Origin of the sequence: Polyangium sp. y55x31 (assembly GCF_029946505.1) — a bacterium.
GTDB lineage: Bacteria > Myxococcota_A > Polyangia > Polyangiales > Polyangiaceae > Polyangium.
In genome coordinates, this window is record NZ_JARZHG010000001.1 from 346,245 (window position 1) to 367,228 (window position 20,984).

General features: G+C 68.5%; 14 protein-coding genes. 6 read left to right on the top strand and 8 right to left on the bottom strand.

From position 1 onward, the window contains the following. Positions 1–212: 212 nt before the first annotated feature. The 3 genes from QHF84_RS01050 to QHF84_RS01060 all read right to left on the bottom strand — a co-directional run bounded on the left by QHF84_RS01050 (position 213) and on the right by QHF84_RS01060 (position 3,868). Entirely contained in the window at positions 213–2,537 is a 2,325-nt protein-coding gene (locus QHF84_RS01050) for a PAS domain S-box protein (protein WP_281311236.1), read from the bottom strand. A gap of 82 nt (positions 2,538–2,619) precedes the next feature. Next, positions 2,620–3,045: a hypothetical protein gene (locus QHF84_RS01055; protein WP_281311237.1), complete on the bottom strand. Its 426-nt coding sequence runs from the start codon at positions 3,043–3,045 to the stop codon at positions 2,620–2,622. A 49-nt stretch (positions 3,046–3,094) separates the two neighbouring features. Next, complete coding sequence (locus QHF84_RS01060) at positions 3,095–3,868, bottom strand: YoaK family protein (RefSeq protein ID WP_281311238.1); 774 nt, start codon at positions 3,866–3,868, stop codon at positions 3,095–3,097. 277 nt (positions 3,869–4,145) lie between these two features. Here QHF84_RS01060 and QHF84_RS01065 point away from each other — a divergent pair, with 277 nt between their 5' ends. Beyond that, complete coding sequence (locus tag QHF84_RS01065; RefSeq protein WP_281311239.1) at positions 4,146–5,639, top strand: HAMP domain-containing sensor histidine kinase; 1,494 nt, start codon at positions 4,146–4,148, stop codon at positions 5,637–5,639. 22 nt (positions 5,640–5,661) lie between these two features. Next, a complete protein-coding gene (locus QHF84_RS01070; RefSeq protein ID WP_281311240.1) occupies positions 5,662–7,134 on the top strand; it encodes a sigma-54 dependent transcriptional regulator in 1,473 nt (490 codons plus the stop codon). Here QHF84_RS01070 and QHF84_RS01075 read toward each other — a convergent pair. Continuing rightward, positions 7,124–8,104 carry a PAS domain-containing protein gene (locus QHF84_RS01075; RefSeq protein ID WP_281311241.1) on the bottom strand — a complete coding sequence of 327 codons (981 nt, stop codon included), beginning with the start codon at positions 8,102–8,104 and terminating at the stop codon, positions 7,124–7,126. The two genes, QHF84_RS01070 and QHF84_RS01075, sit on opposite strands and share 11 nt — an antisense overlap. A gap of 135 nt (positions 8,105–8,239) precedes the next feature. Here QHF84_RS01075 and QHF84_RS01080 point away from each other — a divergent pair, with 135 nt between their 5' ends. Further along, complete coding sequence (locus QHF84_RS01080; RefSeq protein WP_281311242.1) at positions 8,240–9,202, top strand: MBL fold metallo-hydrolase; 963 nt, start codon at positions 8,240–8,242, stop codon at positions 9,200–9,202. A 141-nt stretch (positions 9,203–9,343) separates the two neighbouring features. Further along, entirely contained in the window at positions 9,344–10,558 is a 1,215-nt protein-coding gene (locus QHF84_RS01085) for an ammonium transporter (protein WP_281311243.1), read from the top strand. A 375-nt stretch (positions 10,559–10,933) separates the two neighbouring features. On the opposite strand, the gene QHF84_RS01090 is transcribed toward QHF84_RS01085, so the two are convergent. The 4 genes from QHF84_RS01090 to QHF84_RS01105 form a co-directional block, all read right to left on the bottom strand. Next, positions 10,934–13,552 (bottom strand): PAS domain-containing protein, encoded by a 2,619-nt coding sequence (locus QHF84_RS01090; protein ID WP_281311244.1) that lies wholly within the window; start codon positions 13,550–13,552, stop codon positions 10,934–10,936. A gap of 135 nt (positions 13,553–13,687) precedes the next feature. Continuing rightward, positions 13,688–15,727, bottom strand: coding sequence for a cation:proton antiporter (locus QHF84_RS01095; RefSeq protein WP_281311245.1), 2,040 nt, complete (start codon positions 15,725–15,727; stop codon positions 13,688–13,690). 15 nt (positions 15,728–15,742) lie between these two features. After that, the gene (gene secF / locus QHF84_RS01100; RefSeq protein WP_281311246.1) at positions 15,743–16,948 is read right to left on the bottom strand and encodes a protein translocase subunit SecF; all 1,206 of its coding nucleotides are present in this window, start codon (positions 16,946–16,948) and stop codon (positions 15,743–15,745) included. Between the two features lie 412 nt (positions 16,949–17,360). After that, complete coding sequence (locus QHF84_RS01105; RefSeq protein WP_281311247.1) at positions 17,361–17,879, bottom strand: hypothetical protein; 519 nt, start codon at positions 17,877–17,879, stop codon at positions 17,361–17,363. Positions 17,880–18,018: 139 nt separating this feature from the next. Between QHF84_RS01105 and QHF84_RS01110 the strand changes: the two genes are divergently transcribed. Then, positions 18,019–18,828 carry an alpha/beta hydrolase gene (locus QHF84_RS01110; RefSeq protein ID WP_281311248.1) on the top strand — a complete coding sequence of 270 codons (810 nt, stop codon included), beginning with the start codon at positions 18,019–18,021 and terminating at the stop codon, positions 18,826–18,828. Between the two features lie 48 nt (positions 18,829–18,876). Then, a complete protein-coding gene (locus tag QHF84_RS01115; RefSeq protein ID WP_281311249.1) occupies positions 18,877–20,976 on the top strand; it encodes a hypothetical protein in 2,100 nt (699 codons plus the stop codon). The last annotated feature ends 8 nt before the right edge of the window (positions 20,977–20,984 follow it).

Consider the following 20,984-nt stretch of genomic DNA (forward strand, 5'->3'; position numbering starts at 1 on the left):
GCCACCGGCCTGTGGGAAGAACTGCGCATCGCGCAGTTCTTCCCCAAATGGTCCAGCGCTTGCGCTGGTTCGGGTCGAGGGGCGAACAGCCCCCGCGGGGCCCGGGGCAGCGCCCCGGCGCGACGCCTGAGGGCGATTTCCGTCAGGCTCATCGCGTCGAAATCGAGCTTCCTCGTGGGCCGAAGCAGGGTAGCCCGAAAGATCCGTCCCGCCTAGGTCTTTGGGGGGAGGCGCGCGCCGGAGTTCGCTCCGACCGACCCGAGGACCGCCTCGAGCGCCACGAGATCCACCGGCTTCACCAGGTGGGCGGAAAAACCTGCTTCCTTCGTGCGCCGGCGATCCTCCTCGTGGCCATAACCCGTCAGCGCGACGAGAATCGCCTGGCTCTGATCGGGGTCCTGGCGGAGTTGCCGGGCGACTTCGTATCCGTTCATTCCGGGCAAACCAATATCGAGGAGCACGACCTCGGGCCGGAACGTCCGCGCCGCTTCCAGGGCGGCGCTGCCGTCGTGCGCCGTGTGGACCTCGTGCCCCGCGATGCGCAGCAGCATGGAGAGGCTCTCCGCGACGTCGGCATTGTCGTCCACGACCAGGATGCGGCGGGGCGCCGCGGGGCGACTGCCCGAGGCTCGACTCGCGTCCGCCTGCGGCTCCGTCTCCGGCAAGACCGGCAGGCGGACGATGAATTCGCTCCCCTTCCCTCGCCCCTCGCTGTGGGCTTCGACCGTGCCGCCGTGCATTTCGGCGATGTTCTTCACCAGCGTCAGCCCGATTCCGAGCCCGCCCTCCGACCGCGCCAGCGAGCGATCCACCTGCGTGAAGAGGTCGAAGACCCGCGTCAGCATTTCCTTGGGAATGCCGACGCCGGTGTCCCGCACGCGGATCGACACCGTATCCCCTGTGCGTTTGACGGCAATCGTGATCTGCCCTCGCTCCTCGGTGTATTTGGCCGCGTTCGTCAGGAGGTTTTCGACCATCTGCGTGAGCCGCGTCGGATCGGCGTAGACCCAGACCGGCTCGGGCGGCAATTCGACCGAGACGTGGTGCTTGCGGGCGTCGAGCAGCGGCCTCGCCGTCTCGAGGGCCCGGAAGACGATCGGCGCGACGTCCACCCGCCCCTTCTGCAGCTTGATTTTCCCGCTCGTGATGCGACTGACGTCGAGCAGATCGTCGACGAGCCGGGTCATGTGCTGGACCTGGCGCTCGATGATCGCCGTGGATCGCTCGATCCGCGGATCGGCGATGCCGACGAGCCGGAGGATCTGGGCGGCGTTCCGGATCGGCGCGAGGGGATTGCGCAGCTCGTGGGCGAGCATGGCCAAGAATTCGTCCTTGCGGCGATCGGCCTCGCGCAGCGCCTGCTCGGCCTCCTTGCGGGCCGTCACGTCCATGAAAATGCCTTCCCACATCATCTCGCCCGTCGGCAGGGGGCGGACGCCCGAGCGGCAATGAATCCAGACGATGCTGCCCCAGCGCGTCCACAATCGATATTCACAATCGAACGGGGCGAGGCCACGGACGGCAGCGGACTCCAGCTCGACCATGCGGGCGCGATCGTCCTCGTGAACGAGGTCGTAGAGGGCGGAGGCGTCCGCCAGGATCTCCGCCGGTGTGACGCCGAGGAGCGGCTCGACGCCCGCGCTGACATAAAGAAATCGCCTGCGCCCCGTGGTTTCGGCGAGGAGCTGGTAGATGGCTCCCCGCGGCAAGTTGTCGCTGAGGGTCCGCAGCCGCTCCTCCGTCTCGCGCAGGGCCTTCCTCGCCCGCTGGGACTCGGTCACGTTGACGATGGCCGCGACGAACCCCGTGACGTGGCCCTCGTCGTCGACCTCCGGGTCGTACGCGGTCCGCATCATCTGCAGGCCCTCGCCGTCTTGAGAGACCTCGACCTCGAACTCCACCCGCTCGCCGCGGAGGACGGCCTCCACGCGCGGCGCGATGGAGGCGTATGCAGCTTCGCCGAGCACGTCGCGGATACGTCGACCGAGCAGCTCGCTCGGCGTCCGACGCAAACGCGCGGCGTAGGGCCTGTTCACGTACTTGTAACGACCCTCGGTGTCGCAATGGGCGATGAGGACGGGGACGTGGTTGGTCAGGAGCTCGAGCTGCCGTTCGCGCTCGTGCGCCGCTTCCTCGGCCCGCTTCATCTCGGTGCGGTCGCGCATGATCTTCGCGAAGCCGCGAAGCCTGCCGCCCTCGTCCCGAAGCGGCGTCGCGCTCCCGCTCGCCCAGAACCTCGTGCCGTCCTTGCGGACGTGCCACCGGTCGTCGCTCCCTCGGCCCGTGGCCAGCGCCTCGTCGAGCTCGCGCTGGGGCACGCCGTTCCGCGCGTCCTCGGGGGTGAAGAGGAGGGCGGACGGCTGGCCGAGGACCTCGTCCTCGCGATAGCCGAGGAGCCGCTCGGCTCCCTTGCTCCAGCTCAGGATGGTGCCGCGGGAGTCGACGATGAAAATGGCGTAATCAACGACGTTCTCGGCCAGGAGCCGGAACATCTCGCCCTCCCACGACGCCTCTTTCGCTCGCTCGTGCCCGGTCACGAAGCCCCACGTCGAATCTAGGTGGAGCGGCGTGAACTGTCAGGACGCCGCGCGGAAGGAGCACGCGGGCGGGCGCGGCGCTTCACGTCTCGGCGTCGAGCGCGTCCTCTCCGTTCGCGCCCTTCGCCCGGAACGCCGCGGTCCTCGCGGTCGCCACGCGCTGCACGGCGTCCTCCGCCAACCCCTGCGCGCGCGCCGTTCGTTCGATTTCCTCACGAAATGCGCGCAGGGCGAGGATCCGGCTCGTCACGGACACGATCACGGCGAGCGCGAGGAAGACGATCATGAACGTCGTCGAGATCTGCCAGACGGCGAGCCCCGTCGCGACGAAGAAGCAAACGGCCGAGAGCAGGCGCGATTGCTGGATCATCTGGTCGTGGACGCCCTGGGCGCGCGCCGCCACGAGCTCGGCATTCACGAGCGTGGTCGGCTTCTCCCTCTTCGCCGCTCGCTCGGGGCGCGCGAATGAAAGCTCTTCCCGCGTCTGGTAATTCGGCAACGTCGTCATGAATTCCTCGTTCGTGCCATCGTGGCAGTTCTCACGCGAAAGCTGATTTCTATGCGATGCGGTGATCTCGGCTCAGCGCCGGTTCCCGCGTCGAGGGGATGTCGACGCTGAGGCCGGGGATGAAGCTGAGCACGGTCGCCGTCAAGATGAACGCCCCGGGGATCAGGAACGCGAGATAACCGCCTGCGCGCACGGCGGGCACCATCAGGGCCGCGCCCGACGCGAATGCGATGATCTTTCCTCCACGCAGCATCACACCTTGCAATGCCACGCGCCGGGCCTCGCCCTGCGTGGCAAACGAGCTCCCGAGCTGCACCCCGAGCTCCGTCGCCGGGCCCGTCATGTGCGTCGTGCGGACGGCGCCCCCCGTGGCCGTGGAGACCGTCGCATTCTGCAGCCCCATGGCGAAGCTCAGGAGCGACAGGAGCAAGAAGTCCGAGGGTTGCTCGACGGACGCGCCAAACTGCCCGAAGAGCCCCGCTTGGCCCGCGACCGCGACGCCCGCGAGCATGACCGACACGAGGATGAGCGGCGCGGCGTGCAGCGGCTGCTTGCCGCGTTGCGCGCGCCGCTGCAGCGCGATCACCGACGACATCGCGCCTGCGATGAAGCAGAGCACCACGAGCCCGTATTCGGCCATGAGGCTCCATAACCCCGCATCGATCCCGAGCTGGGTCGTCAGGCCCGTGACGTGCGTGACGAAGCGCTGGCAGGCGAGAAACGCGCCTGCATTGACGCTGCCCGCGGCGAGCGCGAGCAAGAGCCAGCTCGGCGCGTGGCGCATCGAAAAAATCGTGGGAGGCGTGTGAAGCGCGACCGACATCAAAATCCTTTCTTTTGATGGAGGATCACTCTCGGACCCGGCGCAGATGTTCATGGAACGTGCCAGCGCCGATCTCCCGCAAAAACCGGGGTGCTCGGGGCGCGATCGTGGTCCCTCGTCGGGGCGCGCCGACGCCGGATCGACGGCCCTCACCGACAGTGTCGGGAATCAGCGACAATGGCGCGGCGCCGCGCGCCGTGTCAGCTCATGCCCGGCACGATCCATCACGATCCACGATTCCCGGTTCTCGCCCTCTTCCATGTCCGGAGCTCCCTCGATGCGGCTCGTTTCGCGGCTCGTCCTCTCGCACGCGCTCCCTGTCGGCCTCATGGTCTGCGCGCTCGTCGTCATGCTCGGCTCGCTCGCCCAGATCAGCTCGTCGCTCAAGGAGGTGCGTGACGCCGAGCTCGGCTCGCTGAACACGGAAGAGGCCGTCCACCGCGCCGCATGGGCCGTCGAGATCGCCGTGCGTCACGGCGCCGTCGACTGCGAGAACGGACAGTCCTCCGAGAACGCCGCGCGCGTCATCCAGCAGCGCCTGCGGGATCTCGACGCCGTGCTCCAGGCCGCGGAAAAACCCGTGCGCGAGATCATGCTGGAGCCGGTCCGCGGCTACCAGGCGCTCGCCACGCGCGTCTCCACGGGCGACACCTGCGCCCACCTGGTCACGACCACCACGCGGCTCGAGCGCGAGCGGCTCGACGAGAAGCTCACGGACGCCTGGATCGCGCGCATGTTCGAGCTCCACTCGGCGCTGCTCCGCAAGGACGAGGAGTCGGGCCGCGCCGCCGGTTCGGCGCTGTCGAGCGGCATCGTGCTCGCGCTCGTGGCGTGCGTCGTGGCGGTCCTGCTCGCGCAGCGGATCTCCCGCACGGTGACGCAGCCGCTCGCCTCGCTCTCGTCGAGCGTGCGCAGCGTGGGCCGCGGCGACTTCACGGTCACGATCGAGGCGCAAGGCCCGCGCGAGGTGTACGAGCTCGCCGAGGAGATGGAGGTCATGCGCCGCCGCCTCGCCGAGCTCGAATCCCTCAAGCAAGGGTTTCTCGCGTCGGTCTCGCACGAGATGCGCACGCCGCTCACGAAGATCCGGGAAGCGCTCGCGCTGCTCTCCGACGGCGCGGGCGGCAAGCTGAACGAGCGGCAGGCGCGTATCGTGCAAATCGCGCAGCTCGCCTGCGAGCGCGAGATCCGCACCGTGACCACGCTCCTCGATCTCTCGCGCCTGCGCGCCGGCGTGCCCTTGCAACGCAAGCCCGGCGCGTCCGTCGACGAGGTGCTCTGGAGCGCGGTCCGCGACGAGGAATCCGAGGCCCGCGAGCGCGGCGTCACGGTCGACGTCGAGACGCCCGGCCAGGCGGCCAAGGCCTGCCTCGACATGGTGCTCGTCGAGCGGGCGATCGCGAACATCGTGCGCAACGCCGTCGCCGTCTCCAAGAAGGGCCAGCACGTGTACGTCCGCCGCGACCTCGTGCCCGAAGGACCGGGCGGGCACGCTGGGACCTGGGCCCAGATCAGCGTCGCCGATCAGGGACCGGGCATTCCTCCCGAGATCCGTTCGGTCATTTTCGATGCGTTCGTGACGCACAGCGTGGAGAGCTCGCCGAAGCGCGTGGGCATCGGGCTCGGCCTCGCGCTCGCTCGGGAGATCGCGCGGGCGCACGGGGGCGACATCGAGGCCTCGGACGACCCGTCGGGCGGGGCGGTGTTCCGCATGTGGCTGCCCCTCGACGAAGAGCCGCCGTCGCCGCGCGCCCTGCCGGCGCACGTGTGATAAAACCCGACGAACCAGCCCCATGCGGAAGGACGAGCTCGACACCACCCCGCGCCCGCACGTTCTCGTCATCGACGACGAGCCACACCTCTGCGAGCTGCTCGCCTACCGGCTGGAGCACCACGGCTACCGCGTGAGCACCGAGCTCTCGGCCCGCGGCGGGCTCGAAGCGCTGGAGCAAGGGAGCATCGACGCGATCATCCTCGACCTGCGCCTCGAAGACGCCGACGGCATCGAGGTGCTCGGCGAGGTGCAAAAACGCTCGCCGGATCTGCCGGTCATCATCCTGACGGCGCACGGCACCATCGAGACGGCGGTGCTCGCGATCCAGCGGGGCGCATACGGGTTTCTGACGAAGCCGTTCCAGGACTACGAGCTGCTCCAGAAGCTCGCGCACGCCATCGAGAGCGGGCGGCTCAAGCGCGAGGTGGCGGGCCTCCGGCGCATCGTGGGGGACACGTCGAGCGACAACCGTCTGCTCGGGACGAGTGATGCGATCGCGGCCGTTCGCGAGCGGATCACGCGCGTTGCGCCCGCGGACGCGACCGTGCTCCTGCTCGGCGAGTCCGGCACGGGCAAGGAGCTCGCGGCGCGGTCGCTGCACGCGCTCTCGGCGCGCAAGGGGCGCCCGTTCATCGCCGTGAACTGCGGGGCGCTGCCGGCGGAGCTTCTGGAGAGCGAGCTCTTCGGACACGTGCGCGGCGCGTTCACGGGCGCGAATCGCGACAAGGACGGGCTCTTCGCGGCGGCGCGCGGCGGCACGCTCCTGCTCGACGAGATCGGCGAGGCCCCGGCGCCGGTGCAGGTAAAACTCCTCCGGGTGCTTCAGGAGAAGCGTTTTTCGAAGGTCGGATCGGCGACCGAGGAAGACGCGGACGTGCGTATCGTGGCCGCGACGAACCGCGATCTACGCGCCGAGGTCGCCGCGGGCCGCTTCCGCGAGGACCTTTTTTACCGGCTGCACGTGGTGCCGATCGTCATGCCGCCGCTCCGCGAGCGCAAGGACGACATCCCGCTGCTCGCCGAGCTCTTCTTGCGCCGCTCGGCCGCGCGTTACGGCCTGCCCGAGCCGTACCTCTCGTCCGAGGTGATGCGCGTGCTGCTCGCCCATTCCTGGCCGGGCAACGTCCGCGAGCTCGCGAACGTCATGGAAGGCGCCATTCTGCTTTGTCAGGACGAACGTATTCGCCCGCAGCACATCCTCGCGACGCTGGCGACGCCCGCCCGGCCGCCCGCGACGATTTCGAGCGAACCGCAGGCCGAGCCGGCCGAGGAGGAGCCGCCGCTCGGCCTCGCGGTCCTCGGCGATCCCGAGGCCCCGTTGCCGCCGCTCCGCGCCGCGCGCGACTCCTTCGAGCGCGCGTATCTCGTCGAGGTGCTCCGCCGCGCCGGCGGCAACGTCAGCGCCGCGGCCAAGCTCGCCGGGCGCAATCGCACGGACTTCCACGACCTGCTCCGCAAGCACGGCCTCTCGGGCGCCGACTTCAAGGCATGATCCTCGCGCGGCGGGGGTAAACGCCGGACGACGCGCTCGCCCGCATCCCCGAGGGTCGCTCGCGCGGCGCGCTGCGGCCGAGCGCATACTCGACGCCGCTGCGCAAGCTGCCGAGGAGCACGATCGAGCCGAGATCCGCGCCGATCTCCACGAGCGTCCGCGCGACCTCGGGCCGCACGCCTGTGATCACGACCGCGGCGCCGAGCAGACCCACGGCGCGGGAGGCGCGGACGAGCGCGTCGGCCACGGCGGCGTCGACGACGCGGACGCCGGTCACGTCGAGGATCACGGTCTTCGCTCGATGTTTTCCTACGCCGGCGAGCAGCGTCGGGAGGAGGTGCTCGGCGCGCGCGGGATCAACGGCGCCGATGAGCGGCAGGAGCACCACGTCCTCGGCGATGGGGATGAGCGGCGTGGAGAGCTCGCGCAGCGTCGCGCGCTGGGCCTCGATGAGGCTCTGCGACAGGCGCGCGCGCTCCTCCTCCATTTGCTTGCGCTCGGTGATGTCGCGGAGCGTGCCCGTCATGCGGATGGGTTTGCCCTCGGCGTCGTGGGCAAACACCTTGGCGCGGCTCATCACCCACACCCAGCCGTTCGATTTGTGCCGCATGCGATACTCGAGGTGGTAGATCGGGATGCTCCCGTCGAGGAAACGTTGCAGCGTCTTCCACACCGCCTCGGCGTCGTCGGGGTGCATGAGCGAGCTCCACGTCTCGGCGTTGCAGGGCATCTCGCCGGGCGCGAGGCCGAGCATCTCGAACCAGCTCGGGCTCATGAAGGCCTCGTTCGTCCGGAGATCCCAGTCCCAGCCGCCGTCGTCGCTTCCATCCACCATCCAGCGCCAGCGCTGTTCGCTTTCCCGAAGCGCCTGCTCACGCGCTCGGGACGCCGCGAGCTCGCGCTCGAGCTCGGCGACGCGCGCTTCGAGCCGTGCAATGTCCGATCGCACAGCGGTCTCGGACCCATCCATGGCCACCTCCCCCCGTTTGCCCCGGAGCCATGAAATGCGTTCTCGGGCGGGAGGTCAACGGGAATACGATTGCGAAACACCACGAAACACGTTCCGTCTTGCACGGCGTCCCGCGATATCGGATACCCTCCGCCCATGCGTCTTTCCCGTTCCGTCTCGAACCTCCTCTGCGTGCTCTTCCTCGGCGCGTCCCTGACGGCTTGCGGCGGCGCCGCGTCCACGTCGGAGACGGCCGCGTCGGGCCGGGCCAAACCGACCAGCAAGATCACGCGCATCGAAGCCGATCCGCGCATCGGCGTTTACACGTCCGTTCCGTGGGGTTTCGAGACGAACTCGTTCTGGATCGAGGGCCCGAAGGGGCTCATCGTCATCGATACCCAGTTTTTGCCCTCCGCCGCGGCGGAGCTCGTCGAGCGGGCCGAGGCCCTCACGGGCAAGAAGGTGGAGCTCGCGATCGTCCTGCACCCCAATCCGGACAAATTCAATGGCACGTCCGTCTTCCAGAAACGTGGCATCCGGGTCGTGACGTCGGCGCAGGTGCTCGCGAAGATCCCGCACGTCCACGAGATCCGCACGCGTTCGTTCGCCGAGCGGTACGCGCCCGATTACCCGACGGAGCAGCCGAAGCCGGAGAGCTTCGGCGACGCCGCGCAGGAGCTCTCGGCCGGCGGGGTGACGGTGAAGGCGCACGTCCTCGGCGCAGGTTGCTCCGAGGCGCACGTGGTCGTCGAATACGACGGGCACGTATTCGTCGGGGATCTCGTGGGACAAGGCACCCACGCCTGGGTCGAGCTCGGCGAGGTGGAGGCGTGGATCGAGCGGCTCGGGGAGATCGCGGCGATGAAGCCGAAGTTCGTGCACCCGGGCCGGGGCAAGACGGGCGGGGCGGATCTGCTCGAATGGGAGACGGGATATCTGCGCCGGCTGCTCGAAGAAGTGGCCAAGGAAAAACCCACGATGCCGCCGCCGGCGGGGGCGATCGATCGGATCAAGGACCGCATGATGAAGGCGTATCCGGGGCTCGATTACGACGTTTTCCTGGACGTCGGCCTCGAAGAGGTCTGGCGGAAGCAGGCGGCAAAGGCGGCCGCGAAATAGCCGTCCGGGAAACGCGGCGGCAGGGCAGTCCTACAAGGACGTACATGTGCTGGGCGACGTCTCTCCGTCCCAGCCGGAGAGCGCGCATCATGACGCACCGCGGAAACATTCGCGAAACATGCGTGGGTGTATCGATCGAGCATGAAGGTCGATACGGGCGACACCGCCTGGCTCCTCGTCTCCACGGCCCTCGTGCTTTTCATGACGCCGGGCCTCGCCCTCTTCTACGGCGGGATGGTGCGGCGCAAGAACGTGCTGTCCACGTTGATGCACGCCTTCGCCGCACTGCCGATCGTGACGCTGCAGTGGGTCCTCTTCGGCTACTCACTCGCGTTCGGGCCGTCCATCGGCGGGCTCGTGGGCGGCCTCGGATACGCCGGGCTCGCCCCCCTCGCGACCGAAGCGCGCGGGACCGTGCCACACCTCGCGTTCTGCGCATTCCAGATGATGTTCGCGGTGATCACCCCGGCCCTCGTCGCAGGCGCCTTCGCCGAGCGAATGCGCTTTCCAGCATACGCCGTGTTCGTCCTCCTCTGGTCGACGCTCGTCTACGATCCCGTCGCGCACTGGGTCTGGAGCGAGAGCGGCTGGCTCTTCAAGATGGGCGCACTCGATTTCGCAGGCGGCACAGTCGTGCACCTCTCGGCCGGCGCCTCGGCGCTCGTCTGCGCGGTCGTCCTCGGCAAACGCGTCGGCTATCCACACGAGCGCCACCAGCCGCACAACCTCACGATGACCCTGACGGGCGCAGGCATCCTCTGGTTCGGCTGGTTCGGCTTCAATGCCGGCAGCGCCCTCGGATCCGGCGCGCTCGCCGCACTCTCGCTCGTCACGACGCACGTCGGCGCAGCCGCGGGCGCGCTCGGATGGCTCGCAGTAGAATGGTGGCAACGCGGCAAACCCACGGCACTCGGCGTCGCCTCGGGCCTCGTCGCAGGGCTCGTCGGAATCACGCCCGCAGCCGGATTCGTCTCGCCCGCCGCCGCAGCGATCATCGGCGCAGCCGCAGGCGCAGCGTGTTATTTCGCGGTCGTAGGAAAAGAGCGGCTCGGCTACGACGACGCCCTCGACGCCTTCGGCGTGCACGGCGTGGGAGGCGCAATCGGCGCGCTCCTGACAGGCGTCTTCGCGCAGAAGGCCTTGAACGAATCCGGCCGAGACGGCGTGATCGCAGGCAACGTCGCGCAGCTCTGGCCGCAGTTCGCCGGCATCGTGGTCGTCGGCCTTTATGCGGCCATCGTCACATGGCTCCTGCTCAAGGCCATCGACAAGGTCATCGGCCTGCGCGTCGCCGCAGACGAGGAGCGCGAGGGCCTCGACGCGACCGAGCACGGCGAGACGGGCTACGCGTCCTGACTGGCTCGCCGTTGAGGCGTTTCGCTGGGGCTTTGCCCCAGACCCCACCGGGGCTGTCCGCCCCTGGACCCGGACCAGCGCAAGCGCTGGACTCGGGGTCGATGAACTGCGCAATGCGCAGTTCATCGAACAGCCGGTGCAAGACCAACGACGACCCTGCCAACCAAGACGGCAGCGCTGACGTTTCAACCGACAACATGCCGCTGCGTGCGACGACCTTCACGGTCTTGCCACCGGCCTGTGGGAAGAACTGCGCATTGCGCAGTTCTTCCCCAAATGGTCCAGCGCCTGCGCTGGTTCGGGTCGAGGGGCGAACAGCCCCCGCGGGGCCCGGGGCAGCGCCCCGGCGCGGCGCCTCCCCGATGAGACCCACGCTCAGCGCGAGAGGGGCAACGTGAATGCGAATGTGCTGCCCCTCCCCATTTCGCTCTCGACCCAGATGCGTCCCCCGTGCGCCTCGACGAGCTGGCGGGCGATGAAGAGCCCGAGCCCGAGGCCCTCGATTTTTTTGCCTGTCCTCGCGCGGTAGTACCGTTCGAAGAGATGGGGGAGCTCCTCGGGCGGCACGCCGTAACCGTGATCGCGCACGGCCACGACGAGCTCCGTGTCGTGCGCCTTGATGTCGATCGTCACGTGCTCCTCGGCTGGTGAGTATTTGAGCGCGTTGCCGACGAGGTTGACGAAGATCCGCTCGAAGCGCGCCGCGTCGAGGAGCACGGGCGGCAGCGCCTCGGGTGGGCGCTCGATCTGCAGGCGCGCCTGGTCCTGCGTGGTCCATGCGCGCGAGACGATGTCCTGGATCAGGGCCAGGAAATCGCAGGGCTCGGTATGCAGGAGGAGCTGGCCCGAATCGAGCCGCGCCGAGTCGACGAGGTCGTCGATCATCGAGGCCATTCGCTTGGCGCTGCTGACGACGCGGTCGACGATGCCCACCTCGTGATCCATTTTGGCGCGGGAGAGCGTGCGCCGCAGCATTTGCGCGGCCGACATCATCACTGTGATGGGCTGGCGCAGGTCGTGCGAAATGGCGTGCAGCACGTCCTCCTTCGCCTTCTCCAGCCGCCGGAGCTCGGTGATGTCGCGCCCGACCACGACACCCAGGGCAATCGTGCCTTCGCCGTCCTGGACCGCGCTCGTGCTCACGAGGAAGTGATGGCGGGAACCGTCATGGCATTCGACGAGGTATTCGATGTCCGTGATGACCTCGCCTCGGAGCAGCCTCTGGGAAGGGTATTCTTCCCAGCGCAAGGGCGCTCCGCCGAGCGAGAGCAGGCGCATGTGGCGCAGCACCTCGCGGACGTGGGTCCGGATGTGGCCGCTGATTCCACGGCTCGCCTGGTTCTGCAGGATCACGTTGCCATCGCCGTCGATGACGAGCACGGATTCGGCCATGCTCCGGAGCAGCGCGCGGAGCTCCGCCGCCTTGCGCTCGGCCTCCGCGCGCGCGGTCGCGAGTGCGTGCTCCATTCGCTTTCGCTCGGTGATGTCGGAGAACACGCCCACGGCCGCGGCGATGCGCCCTTCGCGATCCAGGACCGGCGCCACGCTCATGCTGAGCTCGATCTTGTCGCCGCTCGGGCGGACGAAGACGTATTCTTCGTCTTGCAGGGTTTCTCCCCGGAGCGCGCGCATGAGCGGAAACTCCTCCACGTGACATAACTTCCCCTCGTGGAAAAAAGCGGCGCCTTCGCATTCGGCGAGGGTCGAGGCCTCCTGCGGGAAGCCGGCGATGTGCGTGCTCTTTTCATTGGTGAGGAGAAACCTGCCCTTCGCGTCGACGATGTTCACGCCGGAGGGCATCTGGCGCAGCACCGCTTCGAGGAGCCCGCGCTCGGTTTCGATACGCTCGAGCAGCCGCTCGCGCTCCGAGGCGGCTTGCCGCTCGGCCGTGACATTGCGGACGACCGCGATCACCTGGTCCTCGACGAGGGGCAACAAGCGCGCCTCGAAGGAGCACGTACGCTCGGCCAGCGTGAGATCGTATTCCAGCGTGGCGGGGCTCTGGGTGGAAAGTACCTCGTGAATCGCGGCCTCGCAACGGCGGGCGATCTCGGGCGGCAGCACCTCTCCGACCCGCTTGCCGAGGACCTCGTCGGGAGGCACGTAGAGATCGGCCATGCGTCCCGCCCTGCAATCGAGGTAGGTGCCCGTGGAATCGAACCGGAAATAAAGATCGGGCAACGCTGAAAAGACCGCCTCGAGCTCCTTCGTCTTCCGGAAGAGCTCTTCCTCGACCTTCTTGCGCTGCGTGACCTCCCGGGCAAACGCCGCGACCCCGATGATCCGCCCGTCGGCGTCGCGATGCGGCTCGAAGAACGTGTCGAAGCAGCGGCGCTCGTCGCCGAGCAGGAGCCAGGATTCGATCCGCGCGCCCTTCCCCGTCGCGAGGACCGCCTTCTTGACCGCCGTGAGCTCCTCGGCCGAGTCCGGCGGAAATACGTCGAAATCGGTCCGGCCGATCACGTCCTCCCGACGGATGGGCGGATAAGGATTGTAGACCTCGGTATAACGGAGCTCGAGGTCCTGATAAAATACGACGTCCGGGAGCGCGTCGACGACGTGGCGGAACCGTGATTCGCTCTCGCGCAGCGCCTCCTCGGCGCGCAGGCGGCGCGTGACGTCGCGGAGGAGCACGTAAGCGCCGGCGAGCTCGCCGGCTTCGTCCCGAATGGGGCTCGCCGTCACGGCGATCAGGCGCTCCCGAGCGCCCGGGACATCAAACGAGAGCACCTCGTCGACCACCGAAACGCCGCCGAGCGCCCGCGCGAGGGGGGTCTCCTCCCAGGCCATGGTTCGACCGTCCGGGCGGCGCACGGTCGTTTGTTCGACCACCTGCCGAATGTCCTCACGGATCACGAGCGGGCGCTGCGTGAGCGCTCGTATGAGGCCGCTCGCGAACCCGACGCGGAGATCGGTATCGACCACCAGCACCCCATCGGCGATGGGCGCGAGCGCGACCCCCAGGGAAGACAGGTGTTCGATGGTTCTTGGCAAGGCCCCCCCGTCCCGCGAGGCCCCTCGGGCACGCCCGCACGAAGCCCGCGGGAGCCCCAATACTTACCAGGTAAACCATCCGGCGAGTAGTCCGATTGGGAAGTCCCCCGTGCGCCGAGGGCTCGTATCGAGCGTTCAGGGCGAGAGCTCGCCTCCGGCCGCCGGCTGCGCCGCGGGCGAGGGCGGGCCCGTCAGCATTTCGAGCGCTTTCTTGACCGAGAAGACCGCCCCGGCGAGATACACGACGTCGCCGACCACGAAAGGCTCGTTCGGGTCCGTCTGTTCGAGGAGCTTTCCCCCGCGCCGCACGGCCACGATGAGCGCGCCCGTTTGCCTTCGGACCCCGAGCGCGGCCGCGGATCGCCCGACGGCCGCGCTCGCCTCGGTCACGAGCGCGCTCTCGATCTTCAGCTCGGCCAGATCCGCGTGCTCGCCGAGCGCACGCCGCGGAATCGTCTTGGCCCGCTCGGTCGTCTGCGTCGAGGCCCGCACCTCGTCGATTCGCTCGTCGATGACGTTGCGAGGGACCTCGAGCCAGCGCAAGAGCCGCGCGAGGATCTCCACGCCGCCCTCGACCTCCTCGGCGACCACGTCGGTCGCGCCCATGGCGAGCAGCGGCTCTTTTTCGAGGATGTATCGCGCCCGCATCAGGATCGGCACGTCCTTCGCGACACGTTTGGCCGTGTCCACCACGCGCTGGGCGGCTTGCGGATCGTTCATGAGGAGCAGGAGCGCGCGGGCTTTTTCGAGGTGCGCGTGGCCGAGCGCCTCCTCGCTCGTCGCGTCGCCGTAATACACCGGCTCGCCGGCCGCGCGCGCGATACGCACCGTCTCCGCGTTGAGCTCCAGCACCACGTACCTCGCCCCGCACGCGGCGAGCGCGCGCGCGACGAGCTTGCCCGCGACGCCGTACCCCACGATCACCACGTGCCCCGCGAGGGAATGCTCGTCGCCTCCGTCGGCCTCGTCGATGCTGCGCACCCCGATGAGCCGTTCGAGCGGCAAGAGCAGGCGCTCGCCGGCCGTCAAATGCGGCGCGACGCGCACGACGACCGGCGTGAGGAACATGCTCGTGATGCCGGCGGCGAGCAGCGGGCGCGTCGCCCCCGCGTCGACGACGCCCGCGCTCTCGCCGAGCCGCGCGAGCACGAAGCCGAACTCGCCGAACTGCGCGAGCCCGACGCCCGCGAGCCACGCGACGCGCGCCGGGAAACGCATGGCGAACGCCGCGAGCGTCGCGAGAAACCCCTTCGCCACGAGGAAACCCCCGAGCAGGAGCAACACGAGGAGCGGCTGCTCCAGCACCACCCGCGCGTCGAAGAGCATGCCGAGCGAGACGAAAAAGACGCTCACGAACGCGTCGCGCAGCGGCAACATGTCGCCCATGGCGCGGTGCCCGTATTCGGTATCGGCGACGACCATGCCGCCGAGGAAGGCGCCGAGCGCGAGCGAGAGACCCGCTTTCGCCGTGAGCCACGCCGTGCCCACGCAGAGGGCGAGGACGGCAAGCAGAAAGACCTCGCGGCTGCGCGCCGCGGCGACCCAGCGGAGCGCGCGCGGGACGACGAGGCGCGCGACGAGGACGGTCGCAATGACGAGGGCCGCCGCTTTTCCGAGCGCAATGCCGATGGATCGGGCCATGTCGCCTCCCGGCGCGGCCGTCCCGAGCATCGGCACGATGAGGACCATCGGCACGACGCAGAGGTCCTGGAAGATCAACGTGCCGACGATGAACCGCCCGTGCGGCGCGTCGAGCTCGCGCCGCTCCGCGAGGGCCCGGAGCACGATCGCCGTGCTGGAGAGCGCGAAGACGAACCCATAAAAGACGCTCCGCCCCGGGGTTTGCCCGAGCGCCGCGGCCACGCCGGCCACGACGCCCGTGGTCAAACCCACCTGAAGAATGCCGCCGAGCGCGACCTGCCGAAAGATGCTCTTCAGGCGCGCGAGCGAGAACTCGAGGCCAATGGTGAAGAGCAGGAGGACGACGCCCACCTCGGCGAGGATCTCGATCGAGTGGATCGAGTGGACGAGCTTGAAGCCGAACGGCCCCACGAGGGCGCCCGAGAAGAGCAAGCCCGCCACGGTCGGCAAACGCAGCCGCGAGAGGATGACCGTGACGAGCACCCCGAGCGCTGCAATGACGGCAATTTCATCGAGGAGGGGAATCTGTTCCATGGGCCCGTCTCCTTTTCATACGACCGCGTCCGGACGCTTCTGCAGTTTCGCGCGCGAGACCACGCGACGCTGGACCGCGCTGGAACCGAAGAACCGCTTGTCGATCCACTCCGTGAGCGGGGCGGCGATGTAAATCGACGAATACGTCCCGACGCCGATGCCGACGAGCAGCGCGAAAGCGAAGTCCTTGATCATGCCCGTGCCCCACCAGAGGAACGCGAGCATCGAGAGGGCCGTCACGCCCGACGTGATGATCGTGCGGCCGAGCATCTCCGAAATGGAGAGGTTGATGATCGCCGAAAACGAGAGCCCGCGGTGCCGCGGCAAATTCTCACGGATGCGGTCGTAGACGATCACCGTGTCGTTGATGGAGTAGCCGACGATCGTGAGCATCGCGGCGACCGTCGAGATCGTGATCTCGCGCTGCGTGACCGCCATGGCGCCGAGCGCGATGCCGACGTCGTGGACGAGCGCGACGATGCCGCCCGGCGCGAAGCGCAGATCGAAGCGGAACGCGATGTAGGCCATGATGAAGACGATCGCGATGAGGACGCTCTTGATGGCCGCGTCCCGGAGCTGCGCGCCCGCCTTCGGGCCGATCCACTCGACGCGGAGCGCCTGCGCGGGGACCTTGTCCGCGCCGAGCTCCTGGCGGAGGCCGTCGAGGAGCAGATCACCCTTCGATCGAAGGTGGATCTCGACCTTGTGATCCCGCTCGTTCGCCAGGACCACGCCTCGCTCGCGCGATTGCAGCGTGATCCCCTCGATGCCTTCGATCTGCTTTTCGATCGCGGCGAGGTCGGGGGCGCTCTCGTAGCGGAGCGAGATCTTGTCGCCGCCGGGGCTGAAGCGGATCTCCGTGGGGACGAGCGCGTTCGCGCAACGCGGATCCACATGGGCCGCGCCCTCCTCCGCGACGCAGAGGTGCTGCCGCAAGGCTTGCTTTTGCTCCTCCGAGAGCGCGTTGACCTCGAGGACACGAATCATCACCCGGTTCGGTGTTCCGGGGCTCGTGACTTCGATCACTTCGGGTGATTCGAATCCCGCGCGTTCCACGGCGGCCCGGATCTCGGTCGTGGGGACGCTCTGCATGAGCGCGACCTCGATCTCGGTGCCGCCTCGGAAGTCCGTGCCGAGCCGGAGGCCGGGGGTGAAGTACGTGACGATGGAGAGGAGGAGCAAGAGGACACTTCCGCCGATGAAGTATCGGCGCTTGCTCATGAAATCGAACTGACGTCCGGGTTTGATGAACTCCATGGCTCATGCCCCCGTCGGGGGCTCGGCCCCGCGATGCTCGAAAACCGCGCGGCCGAGACGGTCGGCCACGAGCCGGATCCCCACACCCAGAAACAGGGGGACCGACGCAAACAGGAGGAGCAAGAGCTCCGAGCGCATAACGACCGCAACCAATGTCGACATCTCTTCCTCGAACCCAAGCCTTTTGGGCACACGAAGGCCAGCACACGCCCGGGCACACGCGTCCCGAGGGCGTGCGTCATCGAAGGAGCCAGGCCAAACACCGCCCGATCCGCATTTCGGAGGGCACGCAGGGCCTTGGTTTCCGTGGCGATGAACGAGAAGGCGGAGCGGCGGCGACGCGAGGACGCGCGAATTCGCCGTTTTGCTCCGGCCTTCAGGCGTGGGGAGGACCGCGGGCTGGATTGACGGCCAGGTAATCGGAGGAGCGGAGCGCCCGCTCGGGGAGCTCCAAGGATTTTCGCCGCAAAGCCGGCGAACCCGCGAGCTCACGCGCGGCGGCGTCGCGGGCGACCCCCGCGGGCCAGCCGATCGTGCCGGGATCCAGCGACGTATCCCATCGAATCGGGCCACGCGGCCGCGCCCACGAGGGCGACGAGGGTCGGGAAGGACGATCCGCTTGATCACCCGGGCCCTCGGGCACGGGACGAACCCGGGTCTGCGCGGGGACGGGCGTCGCGACCTGCTGCAGGACCTCGACGACCGCGCCCATGGTCCGCAGCGCGGAAGGCGCTCCTGCCCCGCCCGGGCGCGCCTGCGCGAGCCCGAGCGAGCTCAGCACCAGCGAAACGAGGACGAGCAGACCCGCGACGACGCCGCGCGGAAGCGCGCGACCTTCGGGCGGGCTCCGATCACGGCGCCCTGTCGGGTCGTATGCCATCGAGGGGCGCTTCATGGAAGGTCGCGGGACGATTCTTCTCCCTCGGATCGTCCAGAAACTCAAGCCCAAAGATCACGAGGGCACGATTTGACCTGCAACGATGCACACGCGCCCCTCGACAACCGGGAGACCTCGGATATCCTCACGGCCTCGGATGTCTGCGTCGAAAACCGCACCGATCCACGGCGCGCGCCTCGAATACCTTCACCTTCCCTCGGCCGCGCCACGCGCGGGGGCGCCTTCCCTCGTGTTCCTGCACGAAGGGATTGGCTCGGTCGCGATGTGGCGGGACTTTCCGCAAAAGGTGGCCGATGCCACCGGATGCGAGGCCGTGGTGTACTCGCGCGCCGGGTATGGTGGATCCGATCCAGCGAGGCTGCCGCGCCTGCCGAGCTACATGCACGACGAGGGGTTTTTCGTCTTGCCCGCGCTGCTCGAGACGCTCGGAATCGAGCGGCCGATCCTGATCGGGCATTCGGACGGCGGATCGATCGCGCTGCTCTGCGCCGGCGGCACCGAGACACCACTCGCGGGCCTCGTCGTGATGGCGCCGCACGTGCTCGTGGAGGACATCTCGATCCGGAGCATCGAGAAGGCCAAGGTCGCTTATACGACCACGGATTTGCCGGCGCGGCTCGGCAAGTATCACGCGGACGTGGACCGAGCCTTCTGGGGCTGGAACGACATCTGGCTGCACCCGGATTTCCGCGCCTGGAACATCGAGGAATACCTGCCGCGCATTCGCTGCCCGATCCTGGCAATCCAGGGCGTGGACGACGAATACGGCACGATGGACCAGATCCACCGAATCGCCGCGCAGGCAAACGACGTGACGCTCGTCGAGCTCGAAGCCTGTCGCCATTCCCCCCAAAAGGATCAGCCGCAGGCGGTCCTCGACGCGGTGCGGACCTTCGTCGGGCGGATCGCGCCGAATGCGCTTGACGGTGCGGGGCCGCCCACGTAGCGAAAAGGAATGCGAGCGCTCGGGACCACGGCTTTCCTCTTCGCCTCTGTGTCGATCGTTTCGTGCGGCGGAGCCGAAGTCCCGCCGCCGAGCGCCCCGCCGGCGCAGGCTGCCGTGGCGACGACGCAGACCCCGGCGCCCGAGCGAAAGCCGCCGAGGCCGCCGAAGCCGGTCGCGGATACGTGTGCTCTGCCGACGACGCCCATCGAGGAGCTCACCACGGCCGAGGGCGCCGCGGTGTTCACGACCGACGGCGCGCACCTCGTCTGGTCCGACGGGCGCGCCATCGTGCGCGCCTCGCTGAACGGCGGGGATCGCAAGACGCTCGTCACGGAGGTCACGAAAACCGCGGTGGTCCGGGGGCTCGTTTTATCGAAGGGCGAGGTGTGGTTCCGGGCGGCGGAGCGGTACGATCAGGGCTGCGCGGGGCTCGTCGGGTTCGTCGGGCAAAACGGCGGGGCGGTCACGTCGGCGGCGCCGGAAGGGTGCATCACAGGGTTTGCCCTGACGCCCGATCGGGTCGTGTTCACGCGGGAAGAGTCGGTCCCGACGGTCACCGGCATTTCGGACGGGCTCTACGTGGCGCCCCGAAAAGGAGGGCCCGGAAAAACACTCCTGCGGCCGTTCGGCGGAGGGCGCGGCGTCGCGACGGACGGAGAATTCGTTTATTTCCAGGGCGGTTACGACAGGCTTCACCGCATGCCGCTCGGCGGCGGTGATGCCGTGGAGGTGTCGGACGGAAAGATCGGCAACACCTTCGGCGGGTACGACGGGCACCGCTTCACGGTCGACGGGGGCGACATTTTTGCATTGCACGGGCACCCGAACCTCGGCGGCATGAAAATGGCGCGGCTCGCGAAGGACGGCAAGGACCCGCGGCTCCTCGGCCCCGCGGTCCCCGAGCACCCGAGCGGCGGTACGCTCCCCGCAGGGCCGCTCGTCACCGACGCGCAATTCGTGTACTGGGCGTCGCCCCTTCGCGGCACGATCTTTCGGGTCCCGAAGGATGGATCCTGTTTGCCGTACGCCCTTGCGACGGAGCGCGAAAAGCCGGACTGGGTGGCGGTGGCGGGCTCGTACGTGTACTGGCTCGAGCTCGACGCCAAACCCCCGCGGATTGCCCGGCGCAAGCTGTACGAGGATCCCGAGCCGCCCGTGGACCCGGTCGTGAATGCGGCGCCGAAAGACGTCGCACCCACGCCGTCGCCTGCGCCACCCGAGCCCAAGCTCGCCGCGTCCGAGCGGCCGTTCGTCCTGGCGGGGGAATTCGCGGAGCCGACGACGCTCGCCTTCGCCGGCGGGAAGGTGTTTGTCCTCCTCGTGGAGGAGAGCCCCCAAAAAGGCAGGGACGAGGACGCCCCCTCTCCCTACTGGATTCACGTTCTCGAATTGCGCGGGACGAAGTTCCATCCCATCAAGAAGCACAAGATCGAAGGCCACCTCCTCGCCGAGCGTGTGGCCGAGAAAAACGGAAACCTTTATCTCGTGGTGCGAGACCCCAACGCGCGAGGCGAGGCGCATTATTACGAGCCGATCGCCGGGGGAAAGCGGCTCCCGGGGTACGACAGCGAGTGGGAGGAGCCGACGGGCCCGCACATGCCGCCCTCGTGCGAAACCTCGCCCCCGCCGGCCTCGAAGCTCGCGCCGATGCGTGATCTCTACGGCTGGCCGAAGCACGAGGGGGCGCGCTTCTTCATCGGGACGTCCTGCGACGGCAAACCCAAGATTCAGGTCCTTTACCAGGACAAATCACAGATGATCCCCATCGAGCCTTCGGACGAGCTGATGCACACGCAGCTCGGGATCGTCTGGAAGGGCGCGGCCGGTGTGTCGCTCTTCGAGAATGGGGCGTTCCGTCGAATCGCGGCCTACCTGCCGAAGCGCACGTGGGACCTGCTCCGCGCGCCCGACGGCACGATCATCGCGCGCGGCGAGGAGAACTTCGCCCTGCGCGGCGAGGAATGGGCGCCCTTTCGGCTCGAATTCGGGAGCGCACGGTTCACCATCGTGTCCGATGGCGTGGCGCTCTGGGCTTACGTCGGAGATTCGCCGGTCGTGGCGACCGACCTGCATCGGTACGCGCCCGGCGGCGCGAAGGACGTGGAGCGTATCGATACGAGCACGGCGCGGCTCCCCAAGAAGCGCTGAGGAGACGT

Bases quoted from the DNA above. Each gene is read 5' to 3' on its own strand.
- QHF84_RS01105 (WP_281311247.1), bottom strand. From the start codon at position 17,879: ATGAAGCGCCCCTCGATGGCATACGACCCGACAGGGCGCCGTGATCGG.
- QHF84_RS01075 (WP_281311241.1), bottom strand. From the start codon at position 8,104: ATGGATGGGTCCGAGACCGCTGTGCGATCGGACATTGCACGGCTCGAA.
- QHF84_RS01080 (WP_281311242.1), top strand. From the start codon at position 8,240: ATGCGTCTTTCCCGTTCCGTCTCGAACCTCCTCTGCGTGCTCTTCCTC.
- QHF84_RS01085 (WP_281311243.1), top strand. From the start codon at position 9,344: ATGAAGGTCGATACGGGCGACACCGCCTGGCTCCTCGTCTCCACGGCC.
- QHF84_RS01110 (WP_281311248.1), top strand. From the start codon at position 18,019: ATGTCTGCGTCGAAAACCGCACCGATCCACGGCGCGCGCCTCGAATAC.
- QHF84_RS01060 (WP_281311238.1), bottom strand. From the start codon at position 3,868: ATGTCGGTCGCGCTTCACACGCCTCCCACGATTTTTTCGATGCGCCAC.
- QHF84_RS01065 (WP_281311239.1), top strand. From the start codon at position 4,146: ATGCGGCTCGTTTCGCGGCTCGTCCTCTCGCACGCGCTCCCTGTCGGC.
- secF (WP_281311246.1), bottom strand. From the start codon at position 16,948: ATGAGCAAGCGCCGATACTTCATCGGCGGAAGTGTCCTCTTGCTCCTC.
- QHF84_RS01055 (WP_281311237.1), bottom strand. From the start codon at position 3,045: ATGACGACGTTGCCGAATTACCAGACGCGGGAAGAGCTTTCATTCGCG.
- QHF84_RS01070 (WP_281311240.1), top strand. From the start codon at position 5,662: ATGCGGAAGGACGAGCTCGACACCACCCCGCGCCCGCACGTTCTCGTC.
- QHF84_RS01095 (WP_281311245.1), bottom strand. From the start codon at position 15,727: ATGGAACAGATTCCCCTCCTCGATGAAATTGCCGTCATTGCAGCGCTC.